General features: G+C 58.8%; 13 protein-coding genes and 3 pseudogenes. 10 read left to right on the forward strand and 6 right to left on the reverse strand.

Translation table 11 applies throughout. The annotated features are described in order from the left end of the window. Nucleotides 1-587 precede the first annotated feature (587 nt). A complete protein-coding gene (locus SB753_RS29210) occupies nt 588-1685 on the forward strand; it encodes a Glu/Leu/Phe/Val dehydrogenase dimerization domain-containing protein (protein ID WP_410803201.1) in 1098 nt (365 codons plus the stop codon). 33 nt (nt 1686-1718) lie between these two features. Continuing rightward, nucleotides 1719-2570: an AraC family transcriptional regulator gene (locus SB753_RS29215; protein WP_410803203.1), complete on the forward strand. Its 852-nt coding sequence runs from the start codon at nt 1719-1721 to the stop codon at nt 2568-2570. Nucleotides 2571-2894: 324 nt separating this feature from the next. Here SB753_RS29215 and SB753_RS29220 read toward each other — a convergent pair whose 3' ends face one another. Continuing rightward, the gene (locus SB753_RS29220; RefSeq protein WP_410803205.1) at nt 2895-4415 is read right to left on the reverse strand and encodes a CoA-acylating methylmalonate-semialdehyde dehydrogenase; all 1521 of its coding nucleotides are present in this window, start codon (nt 4413-4415) and stop codon (nt 2895-2897) included. Between the two features lie 110 nt (nt 4416-4525). Between SB753_RS29220 and SB753_RS29225 the strand changes: the two genes are divergently transcribed. Next, complete coding sequence (locus tag SB753_RS29225) at nt 4526-5485, forward strand: LysR family transcriptional regulator (RefSeq protein ID WP_410803207.1); 960 nt, start codon at nt 4526-4528, stop codon at nt 5483-5485. Between the two features lie 448 nt (nt 5486-5933). Here the strand turns inward: SB753_RS29225 and SB753_RS29230 are convergent, their stop codons facing one another. The 3 genes and pseudogenes from SB753_RS29230 to SB753_RS29240 all read right to left on the reverse strand — a co-directional run bounded on the left by SB753_RS29230 (nt 5934) and on the right by SB753_RS29240 (nt 7621). After that, a complete protein-coding gene (locus tag SB753_RS29230) occupies nt 5934-6731 on the reverse strand; it encodes an SDR family NAD(P)-dependent oxidoreductase (protein WP_410803208.1) in 798 nt (265 codons plus the stop codon). Nucleotides 6732-7145: 414 nt separating this feature from the next. After that, nucleotides 7146-7364, reverse strand: a pseudogene (locus SB753_RS29235) (transposase domain-containing protein); the annotation flags it as partial. Further along, nucleotides 7286-7621, reverse strand: coding sequence for a hypothetical protein (locus tag SB753_RS29240; protein WP_410803210.1), 336 nt, complete (start codon nt 7619-7621; stop codon nt 7286-7288). The pseudogene SB753_RS29235 and the gene SB753_RS29240, both read right to left, overlap by 79 nt. A gap of 241 nt (nt 7622-7862) precedes the next feature. On the opposite strand from SB753_RS29240, the gene SB753_RS29245 reads away from it, so the two are divergent. The 3 genes from SB753_RS29245 to SB753_RS29255 all read left to right on the forward strand — a co-directional run bounded on the left by SB753_RS29245 (nt 7863) and on the right by SB753_RS29255 (nt 9708). Next, the gene (locus tag SB753_RS29245; protein WP_410803212.1) at nt 7863-8156 is read left to right on the forward strand and encodes a recombinase family protein; all 294 of its coding nucleotides are present in this window, start codon (nt 7863-7865) and stop codon (nt 8154-8156) included. After that, nucleotides 8137-8715: a recombinase family protein gene (locus SB753_RS29250; protein ID WP_410803214.1), complete on the forward strand. Its 579-nt coding sequence runs from the start codon at nt 8137-8139 to the stop codon at nt 8713-8715. The genes SB753_RS29245 and SB753_RS29250 overlap by 20 nt, the downstream gene beginning before the upstream one ends. Before the next feature lie 246 nt (nt 8716-8961). Next, complete coding sequence (locus SB753_RS29255; RefSeq protein ID WP_410803215.1) at nt 8962-9708, forward strand: DNA-binding protein; 747 nt, start codon at nt 8962-8964, stop codon at nt 9706-9708. Nucleotides 9709-9969: 261 nt separating this feature from the next. On the opposite strand, the pseudogene SB753_RS29260 reads toward SB753_RS29255, so the two are convergent. Continuing rightward, nucleotides 9970-10963 (reverse strand): annotated as a pseudogene (locus SB753_RS29260) (tyrosine-type recombinase/integrase). Between the two features lie 617 nt (nt 10964-11580). Here SB753_RS29260 and SB753_RS29265 point away from each other — a divergent pair. From SB753_RS29265 to SB753_RS29275, 3 genes are all read left to right on the forward strand, one after another. Continuing rightward, a complete protein-coding gene (locus tag SB753_RS29265; protein WP_410803217.1) occupies nt 11581-12900 on the forward strand; it encodes a chloride channel protein in 1320 nt (439 codons plus the stop codon). Between the two features lie 565 nt (nt 12901-13465). Then, nucleotides 13466-13873 carry a methyltransferase domain-containing protein gene (locus SB753_RS29270; protein ID WP_410803219.1) on the forward strand — a complete coding sequence of 136 codons (408 nt, stop codon included), beginning with the start codon at nt 13466-13468 and terminating at the stop codon, nt 13871-13873. A gap of 15 nt (nt 13874-13888) precedes the next feature. Then, nucleotides 13889-14293, forward strand: coding sequence for a hypothetical protein (locus tag SB753_RS29275; protein ID WP_410803221.1), 405 nt, complete (start codon nt 13889-13891; stop codon nt 14291-14293). Between the two features lie 465 nt (nt 14294-14758). Here the strand turns inward: SB753_RS29275 and SB753_RS29280 are convergent, their stop codons facing one another. Then, nucleotides 14759-15076 carry a helix-turn-helix domain-containing protein gene (locus tag SB753_RS29280; protein ID WP_410803223.1) on the reverse strand — a complete coding sequence of 106 codons (318 nt, stop codon included), beginning with the start codon at nt 15074-15076 and terminating at the stop codon, nt 14759-14761. Between the two features lie 491 nt (nt 15077-15567). Between SB753_RS29280 and istA the strand changes: the two are divergent. Further along, nucleotides 15568-16167 (forward strand): annotated as a pseudogene (gene istA / locus SB753_RS29285) (IS21 family transposase); the annotation flags it as partial. Nucleotides 16168-16241 lie beyond the last annotated feature (74 nt).

Consider the following 16241-nt stretch of genomic DNA (forward strand, 5'->3'; position numbering starts at 1 on the left):
GCAACGTTCCTCGTTCTCCTGGCTATCGCGGTCTCCGATGGCTACTGACTTGGCCGACTTCTACGGATTTGTCTTCTTATTGACGAACAAGCGCGGTTGCATCTGTTCCCCGACTGCCGCCCAACCATTCAGTGCCCACTGGGCCCAGCCAATGGCTAAAGAGCACTCGCGTTCGGGGAAACGTTAGAGGTATAGAGCCGGCTTGCTCGTGCCCCGTCGAATCAACGCTTGCTCGTTCCGCATGCGCGGCGCCACGAAATGTGGAGCCGTCGAAGCGCCCCGATTGCCCCCCGTCACGCGGCGTAAGTGCAGTTGCTTCACAGATCGCTGGAGGTCCAGCGCTTCAACGGGATACCCACGCTCATGATCCATTGTGGCCCCATCTTGGTCCTCGTTTTCCAATCTACATCGGACGCACCCGATCGATTGATAAGACGGTCCGGCCATGATCTCCACGGCTTCTGTCGTCGATCAAAAACGTTCTATCTTGTCCCGAGCAACATGCCGACAATCCTAGTCGCCAGCCCGAAATAATGGAGCGATTTCCGCAACGGGCTTCCTAGCCAACCAGTATGGAGAAAAAGGTCGTGAACGAACTGTCCATTCCGACGGATCACCAGCATTTCCAAATCAAGCCGGGCGAGCGAAGCGGATTGCCGGTTATGATCGGCGTCCATTCGACACTTCTGGGGCCTGCTATCGGGGGCTTGCGAATAAAGCAGTATCTCCGCAACTCAGATGCCGTAGCGGACGTGCTGCGCTTGTCGCAAGCGATGACGGTCAAAGCAGCCGCCATCGACAATGGCACAGGGGGGGGTAAGACGGTAGTGCCACTTCCATTCGGCATGGAACTTAGCCCTGCGCTCAAAGATGCAATTCTTCTCGACGTTGCGGACCATGTCCATGCGCTAGGCGGTATATACCATGTTGGACCGGACGTTGGTACCGGCGAAGCGGACATGGATGCTATCCGACGCCGCACACCTTACGTTGGCGGCTTTTCGAAGCAGGCAGGCGGAGCAGGCGGTACAACATATGGCACATTCATCGGACTGGACACTGCCATCCGGACCGCGGCACTCGAGGTCCTGCGAGCGAAGTCAATGGCAGGGCTACATGTCAGTGTGGTCGGGTTGGGTGGAATTGGGTCACTAATTGCGAGAACTTACGCTGCCGAAGGCGCGCGTCTGAGCGTTTCGGACATCGATGACAGTCGGCGCGAACTGGCCGACGAACTGGGTGCTGACTGGCTTGCACCTAACGAAGCTATGACGGTTTCTTGCGACGTTCTAGCTCCGTGCGCGCTAGGAGGTGTGCTGACCTCCGACAACGTCCACCTTTTGGCGTCGCAAGTGATCTGCGGCGCCGCGAACAATCAACTGTCGACAGACGACGTGTCCGACAGATTGAAAAAGCGGGGGATTACTTATATTCCAGACTTCATTGCAAACGCGGGCGGATTAATGTACGCCTCTGGCATTGAAGTGCATCACCGGTCTCCCCAGGCTTCCGACGAGCACACCCGGGCGACAATCGCGCGCAACGTAACGACGCTCTTGCAGGATGCCACCGAACGCGACCAGACCACCCTCGCGGCGGCGATCACTCTCGCTGAAAGGCGGCTTGACGCAGCGCGCACGGGATTCGGCCGCAAACGCCTTCCCGCGGGCGAACGCCTAAGCTAGGCTATCAAAGTTGTTACGATCATAAGTCTGCGTATGGGTTCTTCTCTAGATCATGCCGGGGAATTCGCTCGGTTTGCCGCACCGGTTGGGCCGGAGGGGCTGGAACTGTTGCACGCAAGGTTCTGGTCCCACAGGTTCGCGCCGCACATGCATGAGACTTGGGCAATCGCGGCAGTCATAAGCGGCCAGAAAGACAACGTCATAGGTGCCCGGCCAAACCTTGCCCAAGCCGGTCAGATCTTGGCCCTTCGTCCGCATCAAGTTCACGGAGGCCGCGTAGTCGGAAATGAGCCGTGCGAATACGTGATGGCCTATGTGCCGCAGCGCCTTCTTAGCGACTGGGCGCACAGAGCAGACGTTGCTCCGATTTTGCCGGAAGATGCCCGCTTCGATCCAGGCTTGGTACAGCAATTTGCAACACTTGTCGCCGAATGCCGCTCCAGAGCTTCCTCGTCCGACGGAAAGGGCACAGAGCTCGATCGCTGGTCGGCGCTGTTCGTGGAACTCTTGAAGCGCCACGGCGTTTCTACACGAGCTACGGTAGCCACGCAAAATTGGGGAGCCGATCCGCGCATGCATGAGGCTATTGAATACTTGGACTTGCACTGGAACGAACACGTTTCGGTTGAAGACCTTGCACAGCGGCTAGGTTTATCGTCTGCTCATTTCTGTAGACTTTTCGCCCGAACGTTCGGTTTGCCGCCCCATCGCTATCAAACTGTTTTGCGAGTTATGCGGGCAAAGTCTTTGTTAAAGACCGGCGTCCAAATCTCTGAGGTAGCGGCTTCAAGTGGTTTTGCCGATCAAAGTCATCTAGGTCGAAGGTTTAAGGCCTGCTACGGTGTGACGCCCGGTGAAATTTCCGGAATGATGCGGGCCCTGTGAAAAAAGCGGTCAGATCTTCACCCGAAAAGCAAGCTCACAATCAACCATGAAGAGTAGACAGCCACTCGCTACCTCTCGCCGGCCATGGGTCCATCACGCTTGTGAGGACGACGGTACACCCGCTGCACGTCGTTGACCGCCCGAAACCCGCGGCTCGCCGCAATGGGAGCGGCAACAAGGCATTTTGAGCAACGCGAACTAGGCGTTTGCCCCGGACAGACATGGCTGGTTCATTGTGGAAACGCGCCATCTCAGCGAAAGCCGAGCCATGCATCGAAAGCTTGGTGGGGCACCGATGCCTCGCAATAGTGCCCGCGACTGGGCCTACTTCGCCGTCGGCATCGCGAACTCAGCGCCTTTTTCGGTGCTCTCCGGCCAGCGTTGCATGATCGACTTTTGCTTCGTATAAAAGCGTACGCCCTCCTCGCCATATGCGTGCACATCACCGAACAGGCTGCGCTTCCAGCCGCCGAAGCCATGCCACGCCATAGGGACGGGGATGGGCACGTTGATACCCACCATGCCAACTTCGATGCGGCGGCCAAATTCGCGTGCGATATGGCCGTCGCGCGTGTAGCAGGCCACGCCGTTACCGAACTCGTGTTCGTTTATCAGATCGACAGCCTCAGTAAAGTTCTTCACCCGGACGCACGCGAGGACAGGTCCGAAGATCTCTTCCTTGTAGATACGCATGTCCGGCGTGACATGATCGAACAGTGTTCCGCCCGTGAAGAAGCCCTCTTCGTGGCCCGGTACCTTGTAACCGCGACCGTCTACAATCAGCTTCGCGCCTTCGTCGACCCCCGAAGCGATAAACTCCTCGACGCGTTCGAGCGCCTGACGCGTGACAATCGGGCCCATTTCCGCATTGGGTTGCATGCCGTTGCCGATCTTCAGTTGCTTTGCCCGTTCGGCGAGAAGCGGCACGACCTTGTCTGCGACGTCACCTACAAGCAGCGCAACGGAAATCGCCATACATCGCTCGCCAGCCGAACCGTAGCCCGCGCCGATCAACGCATCGACCGCTTGCTCGATATCGGCATCCGGCATCACTACCATGTGGTTCTTGGCGCCGCCAAGCGCCTGCACGCGCTTGCCGTGCTTGGCGCCGGTCTCGTAGATGTAGTTCGCAACGGGCGTCGAACCGACGAAGCTGACCGCCGCAACTTGCCGATGGGCGAGCAACGCATCAACGACGACCCTGTCGCCCTGGACTACGCCAAAGATGCCGTCGGGCAGGCCGGCCTGCTTTAGCAGACCAGCCATGAAGAGCGCCGCCGACGGATCGCGCTCGCTCGGCTTGAGGATGAAGGCATTGCCCGCCGCGATGGCGACGGGGAACATCCAGCACGGCACCATGCAAGGGAAATTGAACGGTGTGATGCCCGCGACGACGCCAAGGGGCTGGCGCGTCGTCCAGTTATCCATACCGGTCGAGACCTGTTCGGTGTAGTCGCCCTTCAGCAGTTGCGGAATGCCACATGCGAATTCAATGACATCAATACCGCGCGACACTTCGCCCTGCGCGTCCGAAAACACCTTGCCGTGCTCCGCGGTGATGATCGAGGCGAGCTCGTCGCGGTGCCGGTTCATCAGTTGGAGAAATTTCAGCATTACGCGTGCGCGGCGGATTGGTGGCGTATCGCGCCAAGCAGGAAACGCTGCTCTGGCGCTTGCCACTGCGGCATCAACATCGGCGATTTCTCCGAGCAGCAGCGCGCGCGCCGTCTCGCCCGTCGCCGGATTGAAGATGGGCTGCTTGCGCGTCGATGCGCCACGCGTCGTCGCGCCGTTAATGTAATGGACGACGTCGTCGGTCGATGTAAAAGCGGGCACTGTAGCCATGCTGCTGTCTCCTGAGCTGTTTATGGAATGGCCTCAGTTTAGGCATCGCTGTTGATTCGGAGAAGACAAGACAGCTTGATTCACTGTTCAGGAGGATGAATAATGCATGGGTGAAACCTCAAAATGTCCACCTCCTGTGGCCGCACATCTACTCGTTGACGGTGCTAGCCGCCAGCGGCAGTTTCACTGCTGCAGCGCAAAGCCTAGGCATCAGTAAGGCGGCTATGAGCCAGCGTATCGCCGATCTGGAGGAAGCCGCGGGCGTTCCGCTCGTGCGCCGGACGACACGCAGTATGCGGCTTACGGAAGCAGGGCAGACGCTAGTCGACAGCACCCGCGAAGCGTATGAAACCATCGAAGAGAACTTTGGGCGCGTCAAAGACCTGGCGGGTGAGCCTCGCGGACTGGTGCGCATTACGGCACCTGTTGCGCTGGGCCGTCAGCAGATCGTGCCCCTCATCCCGGATTTCATCAACCGCTATCCGGCCGTGCGGATCGAACTGGAACTGTCGGACCGCCTATATTCCCTCGCGCAAGATGGCGTTGATCTCGCGATCCGTCACACTACGACCGCGCCTCAAACGCACGTTGCCTGGAAGCTCCGCGATACTCGGTCTCTGCTGGTCGCAAGTCGCGACTATTTGGAACGGCGCGGCACGCCGGAACACCCCAGCGCGCTCGTCGACCATGACTGCCTCTGTTATTTGCGCGGCAACGGACCAACGGCTTGGACCTTCGAGTCAAGCGATCGACGCCGCACCCGCGTCAGTGTGCCGGTACGCGGCTGCTTCTCAGCGAACAACAGTGAAGCGATGCGCGAGGCAGCGCTCGGCGGACTCGGCGTCGCGCTTCTACCTGACTTCAGCGCACAACGCGACGTAGACGCGGGCCGCCTCATTAGCCTGCTGGACGGATGGCGGCCGTCTGGCGCGTTCGGGGATTCGATCTTCGCTATCCGCGCCTACAGCCCGATCGTGCCGAGCGCGGTGCGGGCAATCGTGCAGTACCTGCAGCAGGAGCTAAGACGGACTTCTCGTCTCCCTGGTCAGGAAATCGAACGCAAGAGGTGAACTTGCGCCTGCAATACTACCTATTCTTGCGCTCTAGGCGCTAAATCGTATCTGCGGTCACACGATGAAGACGTTCGCAGCGATGCCGAATACGCTTCAGGCGGACTCGCCGTTCAACCGGTTTCTAGTCCGCAGTAGTCGGGCTCGGAAGTCACTGCACACCGAGCTATCCAGCAAATCGGCCTATGCGCGCCAAAAATAGACGACCGTCAGAGCGTTCCGAAGTGCCCACGCAGCCGGTCCTTTATCCTGTTGGACAGCGCGGATCATAAGAAAACGTAAATCGGTGTGGTCGACCAGGCGCGGATTTCTCTCCAACAAGCTTCGCAACCGATTAACTAACGCCCTTCCCCCTCCGGCCGAGGAAATCTCTTTACGCCATCGCACCGGAAGAGGACTTCGCCGCCATCCGAATACGTCGACATGGCTGATATGGCTATCGCACATGCTATTGTGTATGCAATCCCATTTTCCGGCTCGCCATCGCTGCGAGGCGCACTATCAGCGCACGAGGTAACATTCGCGACAACCATGTGGCGGCTCGTACACTAGCGCGCCCGGGGTAGGCCACTGCTTTCCTCCGGTCGAAGGCCTTGAGCGTTCTATGAACTACCGATTCTGGGCTGTCCATATCACTTGGCGTCAAATTGGTTAAAATTCCATCAAAGAAGCTTGTTGCGGTTGGCCCTGGGCAAGCAGCCATCACGTGCACGCCCGTGCCGGCCAGCTCGAATTGGAGCGCCTCGCTAAAGGACAGGACAAACGCCTTGGTTGCGGCATACGTCGCCATATGAGGCAGTGGTTGGAAGCTCGCATTCGATGCAACGTTGATGATGCCGCCGATACCGCGGTCCGCCATTCCTTGGCCAAACAGATGGGCGAGCGCCGCAACGGTCTGCACATTAACTTGGATAGCTAGCTGCTCGCTTTTGAGGTCGTGCGAAAGGAAGTTTCCGCTCAGCCCCAGTCCCGCATTGTTGATCAGCAGGTCTACCTGGATTCCGCGACGATTGAGTTCCTGATGAATTGAAACAGGAGTCCCAGGATCGCCGAGGTCGACACTCAGAGGAATGCATAGCACCCCATACCTGTCCCCGAGATCGCCCGCAAGGGCGGTCAAAGCATTCGCTGATCGCGCTACGAGCACTAGGTTCATGCCACGCGAGGCTAGTGTCTTTGCAAAGACCTTCCCTAGTCCTTTAGATGCTCCAGTAATGAGGGCGGTCGAGCCGCGATAAGAGAACATTTCCTTATCCTTTCATTGTATGTTCAATGTTGCCGGTCGGCGTTTAAGCCACTATTAAACCGTACGTTTCGATGCGATCGCCAGCCCCTTCTGGACGAATCTCTCGCCCGCAAAACAGTTGTTGCGGCATTCCGTGGAGTGTGCACGGTTTGGGCCTCCGCGAAGCGTTTCGCCATGTATTCTCGGTGTAGCGGCTTCTTGCTCGATGCCAGCACTGGCTAGCGCCACGATGGCGGTGGCCGAATGACTATCCGCCGCATTATGACAGCACACGTTAGTTGCTGATTACCGGGCTGCTGTTTGAAAGATATTCAAACAAACCCGAAAAGTAGTTCTTTCAAACCTGACTACGTCCCGCTCCATTGCAAAAAGGGTAAGCGGCTAGCCATCCCATCTTGACGCGCGAGGAAGGAGTTAGCTGGTCGCGGCTGTTTGCCATCGATGGGGCAGCAACGAGGCGATATCGCTGTGGCGATGTGTCCGCAATCGCGTCATAACATCCTTGAGGTACGCATTCGGCTCGTGGCCGTTGAGTTGCGCTGACCGGACGAGGCTCATGATTGCAGCCGAACGTTGACCGGCACGAAGTGAGCCGGCAAACAGCCAGTTGTTGCGTCCGACGGCCAGTTCCCGTTCGTTCTGCCCATATCGTGCAAGAAGTTGAAGTCCACTATCGTTGGCATCCGCTGTATCGTCGTCGCATCAAGGTTCGAGATGTTGAGCAGCGTAGCGGAGGTTGGGTCGTCCATGTTGACGCGGGCGACGGCGAGGTTCGGGTCATTGCCGGATGGATGCTGGATGCTGCCGTGTGTTCCGCCCTGATCCTTGGTGAGCCCCGAGTCAACGTAACGGTCTTGCGCAATCTGCACCAACTTCTTATCGATCGACATTTGCGCGGAAACTCACCGGACGATTCCACCATCGTCCGGGAGAAGCGCAATGCACAAGCCCTACCAAACGTCGGTCCCGTAGACCCGCAGTCGTTGCGACCGATATCGCACCAGCTGAACATGACGTTCGACCCGGTCGAGCTTCAGGGGATGAGTCCGGCACAGCGCTAAAACGTCATCAGACACCTTGCAACCCTGCTAACGCAGGCCGCCGGCGTCGCGCTAACAAGGGAGCGTGACGATGAACAACGATGAGCCGTTGCCCTCGCTGCCACCGAAGCGTAAGGCCGTGGTTTATGTTCGGCAATCGACGCAGACGCAGGTCCAGATGAACCTTGAGAGTAAGCGCCGACAGAACGACCTCGTGCAGGAGGCCCGGCGACGCGGATTCCGTGACATTGAAGTCATCGACGACGATCTGCGACGTTCAGCGAGCGGCACGGTGGCCCGACCCGGTTTCGAGCGGCTGGTTGCGTTGCTGTCTGCCGGTGAGGTCGGAGCAGTACTATGCGCGGATGCCTCACGCCTCGCTTGAAACCGGCGCGACTGGCACCATCTTCTCGAGCTTTGCGGACTTGTCGAAGCGCGTAATCGACCTCGACGGTGTGTACGATCCGTGCCGGTCAAACGATCGCCTGCTCCTAGGCATGAAGGGCAGCATCAGCGAGTTCGAGCTTAATGTGCTTCGTACCCGTATGCACGATGTCAAGCGCCAGAAGGCGCACCGCGGCGAACTTCGTATCAGTGTGCCGATCGGCTATATCTGGCATCGTGAAGTCGGTCTGGGCATTGATCCAAACCTGCAATTGCAGGAAGTCATACGCCTGATATTTGTCCGTTTCCGCGAACTTGGTAGCGCAAGACAGGTTCTGTTATCGCTACGGGCTCAACAGGTCCACTTCCCGCGCCCCTCTGACGGCAGGACGCTGACGCACTTTGACTGGATACCCGTACGCTACCGTAACGTGATCTCGGTACTCAAGAATCCGTTTTATGCCGGCGCCTACGTGTATGGCAAGAGTGGTAAGCAGATGGCGATAGTAGATGGGCGTGCGCGCAAGAGCTATAAGCATCCCAAGCCGTTTGAGGAGTAGGATGTCCTGCTTCGGGAGCATCACGAAAGCTACATCGATTGGGCGGAATTCGAACGCAATCAGAAACAGCTCTCGGCCAACGCCTACGGCAAGGCGGGCGACGTAAAATCGAGCCGCGGTGGACGGGCGCTGCTCGCCGGTCTGCTTGCCTGTGCGCGCTGCGGGCGTCGCTTGTCAGTGGCCTATACTGGACGAGTCCCGCAGGCCGTCTATCGATGTGACCGCTTTGACATCCCGCCGCGATGCATGAGCTTCGGCGGTTCCCGCATTTATGCTGCCATTGGAAACGAACTTCTGCGTGTCGTGAAACCGTTGGCAATGCTCGCCGAGCGCCGATACGCCGCTTGCGACCCGGATAACCGTCTGATTGCCGCGCAACTGGAAAAGAACTGGGAGGCAGCATTACGTCGGGTACAGGCATGCCAGGCGCGTCTGGAGACGGCGGAAGCATCGATGGCCCCGGCAGCTTGCCCTGACTTCTCAAAGCTCGCTGAGAATCTCCAGGCGGCCTGGAACGCTCCTGGCGTGACCATGCGCATGCGCCAGCAGCTAGTCCGCGCGCTCATCGTTGATATTGTTGCAGACGTCGACGACGATGCTCACGAAGTCATGCTGACGATCCACTGGCAAGGCGGCCAGCATTCCCAGCTAAGAATTCGCAAGCCCGGAACGGGCGAGCATAGTTGCAGCACCTCTGATGAGGCGCTCGCGGTTGTTCGCAGCGTGGCAAGCCGATGGTCAGATCAGAACATCGCCGCATCGTTAAATCGGATGGGGTTGCGCACAGGTCAGGGCAAGACCTGGACTGCGCAACGTGTCAGTTCCATACGGCGAGTGCGGGACATCCATGCGTACAAGTCGGCTGAGAAGGATGGTGAGTGGCTCACGATGTCCGATGCCGCGAAATTGCTTGGCGTCACCCACCACATGATCCGGTGTTTGATCAACGACCGGATTCTGCCGGCTGAGCAGGTGGTGCCCGACGCTCCCTAGCAAATTCGTGCGAGCGATTTGCGCAGCGATGCGGTTACAGCGGCCTTATCGCGTAAACATCGCCCGTGTCGCGATGATGCGGAAGGCCAGATCGCAATGTTTACCGAGGCTTCGCAAGGAGGTGCACAATGAACGCCCCATTGCCCATGGACGGATCTGGTTCTCGACCCAGTTATGCAGACTCCCCGGTTATGCCGCGTCATGACCACGGAGACAACGGTTGGCGATCTCTATTCTCGGTCGCTCCGGTTGTCGGCATTATCAGAGAGCCTCCAGGAAGGCGAGCAACGGATCGAGGTTTGTAGCGTGTCGGTGCCACACCACTCGCCGTCGCGTGCGCGAGCGCGCGTTCCTTGAGTTGCATGTCGGCGTGCAAATAGATCTGAGTAGTCTCGGAGGACTCGTGACCGAGCCAGAGCGCGATCACGGTCAGGTCGACGCCGTGATGCATCAGGCTCATCGCGGCCGTGTGCCGAAGCGTATGAGGCGTTATTGATTTCTTCTTCAGCGAGGGGCACGAGAGGCGCGCGATTTCGGCGTTGCGCGACACGAGTTGCTGAAGAGCATCGGCACTGAGATGACCACCGCGCGAACTGGGGAAGACCGGATCGCCTGGTTCGCCTGGTTGATATAGCAGCCACTGTTTCCGGACGGCAACTACATCCGGTCGCAGCGGAGTACATCTCATCTTTCTGCCTTTGCCGAGGCAACGAACGTGGGCGCCTGTGCCGAGCGTCACATCCTGACGCCGGAGTGCGGTCAATTCGCTATTGCGCAGGCCCGTTTCAACCGCTACAAGAAGCAGCGTCGGGTCGCGGTTGCCGATCCAGTTTCGTACGCCAGGCGCCCCTACCAAAGCGGCGGCCTCGCTCTCGGTCAGAAACTCAAACGGGCCGTGCTCGCAGCGTTTGGATGGGATTGCAAGGACATGCTGACACGGCAGAAACAACGCAGGCTCACTGACCGCGACGAACCGGAAGAAGGCATGCACGGCGGCAAGCCGCGTGTTGCGTGTGCGCACCGAATTGCCTCTGCCGTGTTCGAGGTGCTGCAGGAATTGCTCGATCAACGACACGTCGAAGTCCTCGATTCGCAGCTTTGACGGCGCACGCCCGATATGCTTCGTAGCGAACGCCAGCAGCAGCCGGGAAGTGTCCCGGTAACTTGCCACCGTATGCGAACTCAGACCTTGCTGCTCGAGCAGGCGCTGGGTGAAGAAGCGCTGAACGAGGGCTGGGAGGCTGGCGGCGCTCACGGCCGTTCTCCCGGACAGTCCATTTCGAGATAGGCTGCCGCGAGTCCAGGCAGCTCAGGAACCGCTTCGATGTACCAGTACGTAAGGCCGATGTTGACATGCCCGAGGTACGCGGCAAGTTTCGGTAATTCCCGACTCACGTCCAGACCGGCGCGATACCATTCGACCCGCCTTCGAGTCGCGAAGCTATGCCGGAAGTCCTGGAAGCGCGGGCCGTAACCATCGCGCCCGTCCTCTGTCGCCGATCGCAGACCCACAGCGCGCGACATTCTGACGAACATGCTTCGTGCAGTGCCTGCCTTCAGTCGCTTGCCGCGCTCACTAACTAGGAACGCCTCGCTCAATCGTACAGGACAGAGTCGATCGCGATTCCGGGCATAGTGTTCGAGTGCCACCCTGGAAGACTCTGCTACACGATTCCCGGGTGGAGAGTATCCCGCTGACGAGGTCAACGTCGGATCGGTCGTAATCCGATCGGGCGCCTTTCGGCCGGCGCTTCCGGACCCGTTCGGATGCTTAACTTATGCGATCGTCGCATAAGTTAAGCAAAATCAGTCAACAAATACATACGCGCCATCCCCTATCATGCCGGAGATAACTGTCAACGCCCCACGCTCATGAACTTTTTTAATTGCACGGTCCGACGTAGCTACGCACTCAAGTTCGCCTCCGCGCTGGCCTGCACTGGCGTCGGAGCAGGGTGCGGCGGCCTAGTGTTGGCACTCCTGCTGCATGGCATTCAGCATGTCGCCTATGGTTATGACACCGCGCATCTGATTGGGTCGAAGACCTTTCTGGAAGGTGTCAGCATGGCGTCGCCGCTGCGCCGAATGCTCGTATTGAGTACGTGCGGACTGGTCGTGGGCGCGGGATGGGCCACACTCTATCGGTTTGGCAAGCCGCTTGTCAGCATTCGCAGGGCGGTTGCATCACCGGATCCGCGCATGCCGATCGTAAGCACCATCACGCATGCGTTGTTGCAGATCATCACCGTAGCGCTGGGATCTCCACTAGGACGCGAGGTCGCGCCGCGAGAGATTGGTTCGTTACTCGCAGGACGCGTCGCGGCTCGCGCCGGTCTCAGCGTCGACGATTGCCGTCTGCTGGTGGCGTGCGGCGCTGGCGCTGGCCTCGCCGCCGTCTATAACGTACCGTTGGGCGGCGCTGTGTTCGTCCTGGAAGTTCTTCTCGGCACGTTCGCGCCGCGTGCGTTGCTCAGCGCGATTTTCACCTCGACGATCGCAGCCGTGGTGGCTTGGATCGGACTTGGAAACGAACAGCAATATGTAGTTCCAACATTCCATGTGAGTGCGCCGCTGATGCTATGGGCAGCAATGTGCGGTCCGATGTTCGGGCTGGCCGCTTGGTTCTTCGTAATGCTGACTTCGGGGGCACGGGCGAATGCGCCACGCGGGACCCGCCTGTTGATGCTGTCGGTCCTTAACTTTCTGTTGATTGGGGTGCTGGCAGGCTACTTTCCGCAGCTAGCGGGCAATGGCAAGGGCGCCGCAACGCTGTCGTTCGACAGTGACCTCAGCATCTCGCTCGCCGCCACGTTGCTCTTTCTGAAAGTAGCCATCGAAGCGTCTAGCTTGCGCGCCGGCGCCGAAGGCGGCCTGCTCACGCCGGGCCTGACCAACGGCGCGCTGCTCGGGGCTGTACTGGGCGGCTTGTGGAATCATCTGATGCCCGAGGTGCCGACGGGCGCCTACGCTCTTGTCGGCGCGGGCGCGTTCCTCGCCGCGTCGATGCAAATGCCGCTCACGGCGGTCGCGCTGATTGTCGAGTTCACGCATGCAAACCACGACCTGCTGTTTCCATTGCTGCTGGCGGTAGGCGGCTCGGCGGTGACCTATCGCGCGATTCCGCACCTTGTGCCGGCGCGTTTGTCCGCCAAGCCGTTGACGCGCGCGGCGTTGCCGTCCAGCCGGGCATGAAGACAGGGCATCACCGTATTCATGAATCGACACCGAACACTATGCGAATTCTCGCGGTCGAGGATGATCCTCGTAGAAGCGCTATGGCTCGATTCGCCGCCCGATAGCGACAGCCCGCACCCCCAATTTCGGTCAGCGTCGGCAGATCATCAACTAGCCGTATCAAGCGCGCCTTGCTCCACACCGTGCACGGCGTCGTTTATCAATTGCGCAAATTCCTCACATAAACTTGTCGCACACTGTGACCGTGACAGACGCGCCGATTATCGACGAGGGTTTAACGCATAGCCTACGAGCATCGCAGCAAACGTCCTCGTGTGCCCTTCCGTCGCGCCAGAGGAGCCCGGAACGTGTGACAAAGTCGACGCTCCGTTTCCGGTCGATCTCGATGATGTTTCGGGCGTGCCATTGCCAGACGCGGTTGTAACGATTCAGTGATTCCGATATAGCCGCAATCACTAGCGAATCTTTCAGGGGCGATTTTTCACCGGGCTCGCGTTGCAAAGTTCTTTCGCGCCACGTACTGCTCTTCATTCATTACCACCAACGCATTCAGGAGATTCCGTTGAACATCGCGCAGGCGCTGCAACACTACAGGTTTCACAGCAGGACCGGATGTGTTGAGGAACTTCTCAACGCCGTTGGCCTTGACCGCACCCCGCTTTCTGTAGAAAGGCTTGCACCGCTAGATCAATTTCACTCTGGCGGGTTAGCAGCTACAATAGAACTTGCCAGTGAGCTGAAGCTTTTGGCAGACGATCGCGTTCTTGACATAGGCTCGGGGCTTGGTGGCCCGTCACACTACGTCGCGGCGACCTACGGCTGCTCTGTCGATGGGGTCGATCTCAGTCCGTCATTGGTTGAAGCGGCAAACTTGCTCGCAGAGAAAACTTTATTGTCGCCTCGCGTTAGATATACACGCGCCGATGCGCTGTCCCTTCCCTTCGAATCAAATGCCTTTGACGTCGTGTAGACACAGCATGTTGCCATGAACATCGCTGATCGCGCCGCACTCTATTGCGAAATATTCCGAGTACTCCGGTCCGGCGGACGCTTCGCAATGTTTGACGTCGTGGTATCGGCTAACAAAGCCTTGCTCTATCCAGTGCCATGGGCGCGAGAATCCGATTCGAGCCACCCGATAACTGTCGAGGAAACACGGGAGCTGCTTGCCAATGGGGGCTTCGAGATCACGTCGTGGTCCGATCGCACCGAAGCAAGCTTGGCCTGGTTTGCGGAGCGCGAGAAGTCACGCGCCATAAATTTAAGTAACCCGGCTTTCGGTTTGCAATGTCTGATGGGGCCGGATTTCCCCCACATGGTCGAGACACTTGTTAAGAACCTTCGTGACGGCCGCGCAGCGATTGTGCAGGCGATTGCTCAAAAGCCGTAATCACCGCAAAGTCTGACGCCGGCGGTGGCCGCTTGCCGAGAGTCACCGCACTACTAGCGGCCGTCGACCGCATTGGTGCGTACTAGTGGGTGCTGACATTCCTGACGGACGGCAGCGGCGCTCTGAAAACCGCTCTTGCCAGACTTTTACAAACATGCCCCCATTGCTGAGCAGACGAGGCGACCGCCGCCCGCGGTGATCGTTGACGGCATTGCCGACAGGAAAAAGAGAACGCCCCTAAATCGCTAGACACTGTGGAGCATGCAGTGAGGTTCCCTCGGTTTCTTTCCCCAACGACTGGGGGAGATGTTTAACAGTGTGGAGTCTGCACGGGACCCCGATGCCTGCGGAACTGGCATAGTGCACAGAAGCGCTGCAGGTGGCTCAGCTTTCTTCGCCCGCAGCTTCACTCGGGATGCCTTCATCGACACGTCTGCGCCGACATCATGACAGTTGATGCGGCGCTCAGTTCTCTGCAGGACCGTCAATCTTCTTCTTTCTTCCACGCTTGAGCGCGGGCAGCGGAGCTTCGTCTCGCTCAATAAGCAAATCGAGTTCATCAACGCCCAATGCGCCCGCCAAAACGACGAGCGTATCCATCCGCGCGCTGGTTTGCCCCTTCTCTATCAGGCCCACATGCGTGCGATGCAAGCCAGCACGGTCTGCGAGAAGTTCTTGGGACATACCGAGCTTGCTACGGAAAAACTTCAGATTCTTTGCGATGCGCTCGCGCAAAAGCGCCTGACGCGGGTTGAGGTTCTCTGCCATATCGGGCTGGAGCATTACGCATCACGAGCCTGAAATCTACAGCCATATAAATGGCATTAAAAATAATGGCAGTATTTACACGACATATTTCCCTGGTTACACTGCGGTCGCACCGTCCACCCGCCTTTTAGTTGGTTTCCCTCAAAGACATCCGATGTCAACTCTTCGCGCGAGAGGCAACTTGCATTTTCACTATCGCCCACTGCGGGGGACACGCACGTCCTGCAGCGGGCCATATGACGGAGAACTCTTCGTGACTGCTCCTCGAGCGCAGCGTCGACCGAAAATCATCGGGAACTCGCCAGCCGTGCGACAGATGGTTAAGTTGGTCGAACCGGTCGACACTGAACTACACCCGCAACCGCGTGTGTGGACACTGACGTACCGACAAAATGAAGTGCTCGTGTTGATTTGCACTGAATCCTGACCCACCCTACGCAGTAATTTGCATCGAATATTGACCCACGTAGAACACTGACCTGCTCGGGAACGGGCAGGGGAACGGAGTGATCGACGTGGCTATATTGAGCATCATCCGACGCTGGCACTTTCGCGATCATGTCTCGTTGCGCGAGATTGCCAAACGACTGGGCGTGTCGAGAAACACGGTCCGGCGTTACATTCGGGCCGGTACGGTCCTGCCCGCCTATCCGGAACGACACAGTCCCAGCAAGCTCGACGGGTTCGCTGCGAAGCTCTCGAGCTGGCTGAAGACCGAAGCGAACCGGCCCCGCAAGCAGCGAAGAACCCTGAAGCAGATCCACGCAGATCTGTGCGCGCTCGGCTTCACCGGCTCTTACGACCGGGTGGCGGCGTTCGCTCGGCGCTGGCGGCAGGAACAGCACGAGCAGGCAAAGACAACGGGACGGGGAACGTTCGTGCCGCTGCGGTTTGCCGCTGGCGAAGCGTTCCAGTTTGACTGGAGCGAGGACTGGGCCGTTATCAATGGCGAGCGCACCAAGCTGCAGGTCGCACAGCTCAAGCTCAGCCATAGCCGCGCCTTCTTCCTGCGCGCCTACCTGCTTCAGACTCACGAGATGCTGTTCGACGCGCACTATCACGCGTTCGTCGCCTGGGGCGGCATTCCACGCCGCGGCATCTATGAATGAAAGGGACTTCCCCGTCCCGAATCAAGCGCCCGTTGCGGGTAACGGCATCAAAGTGCCACGATGGGGTTCTC

This window comes from Paraburkholderia sp. SIMBA_053 (assembly GCF_046534895.1).
Lineage (GTDB): Bacteria > Pseudomonadota > Gammaproteobacteria > Burkholderiales > Burkholderiaceae > Paraburkholderia > Paraburkholderia caledonica.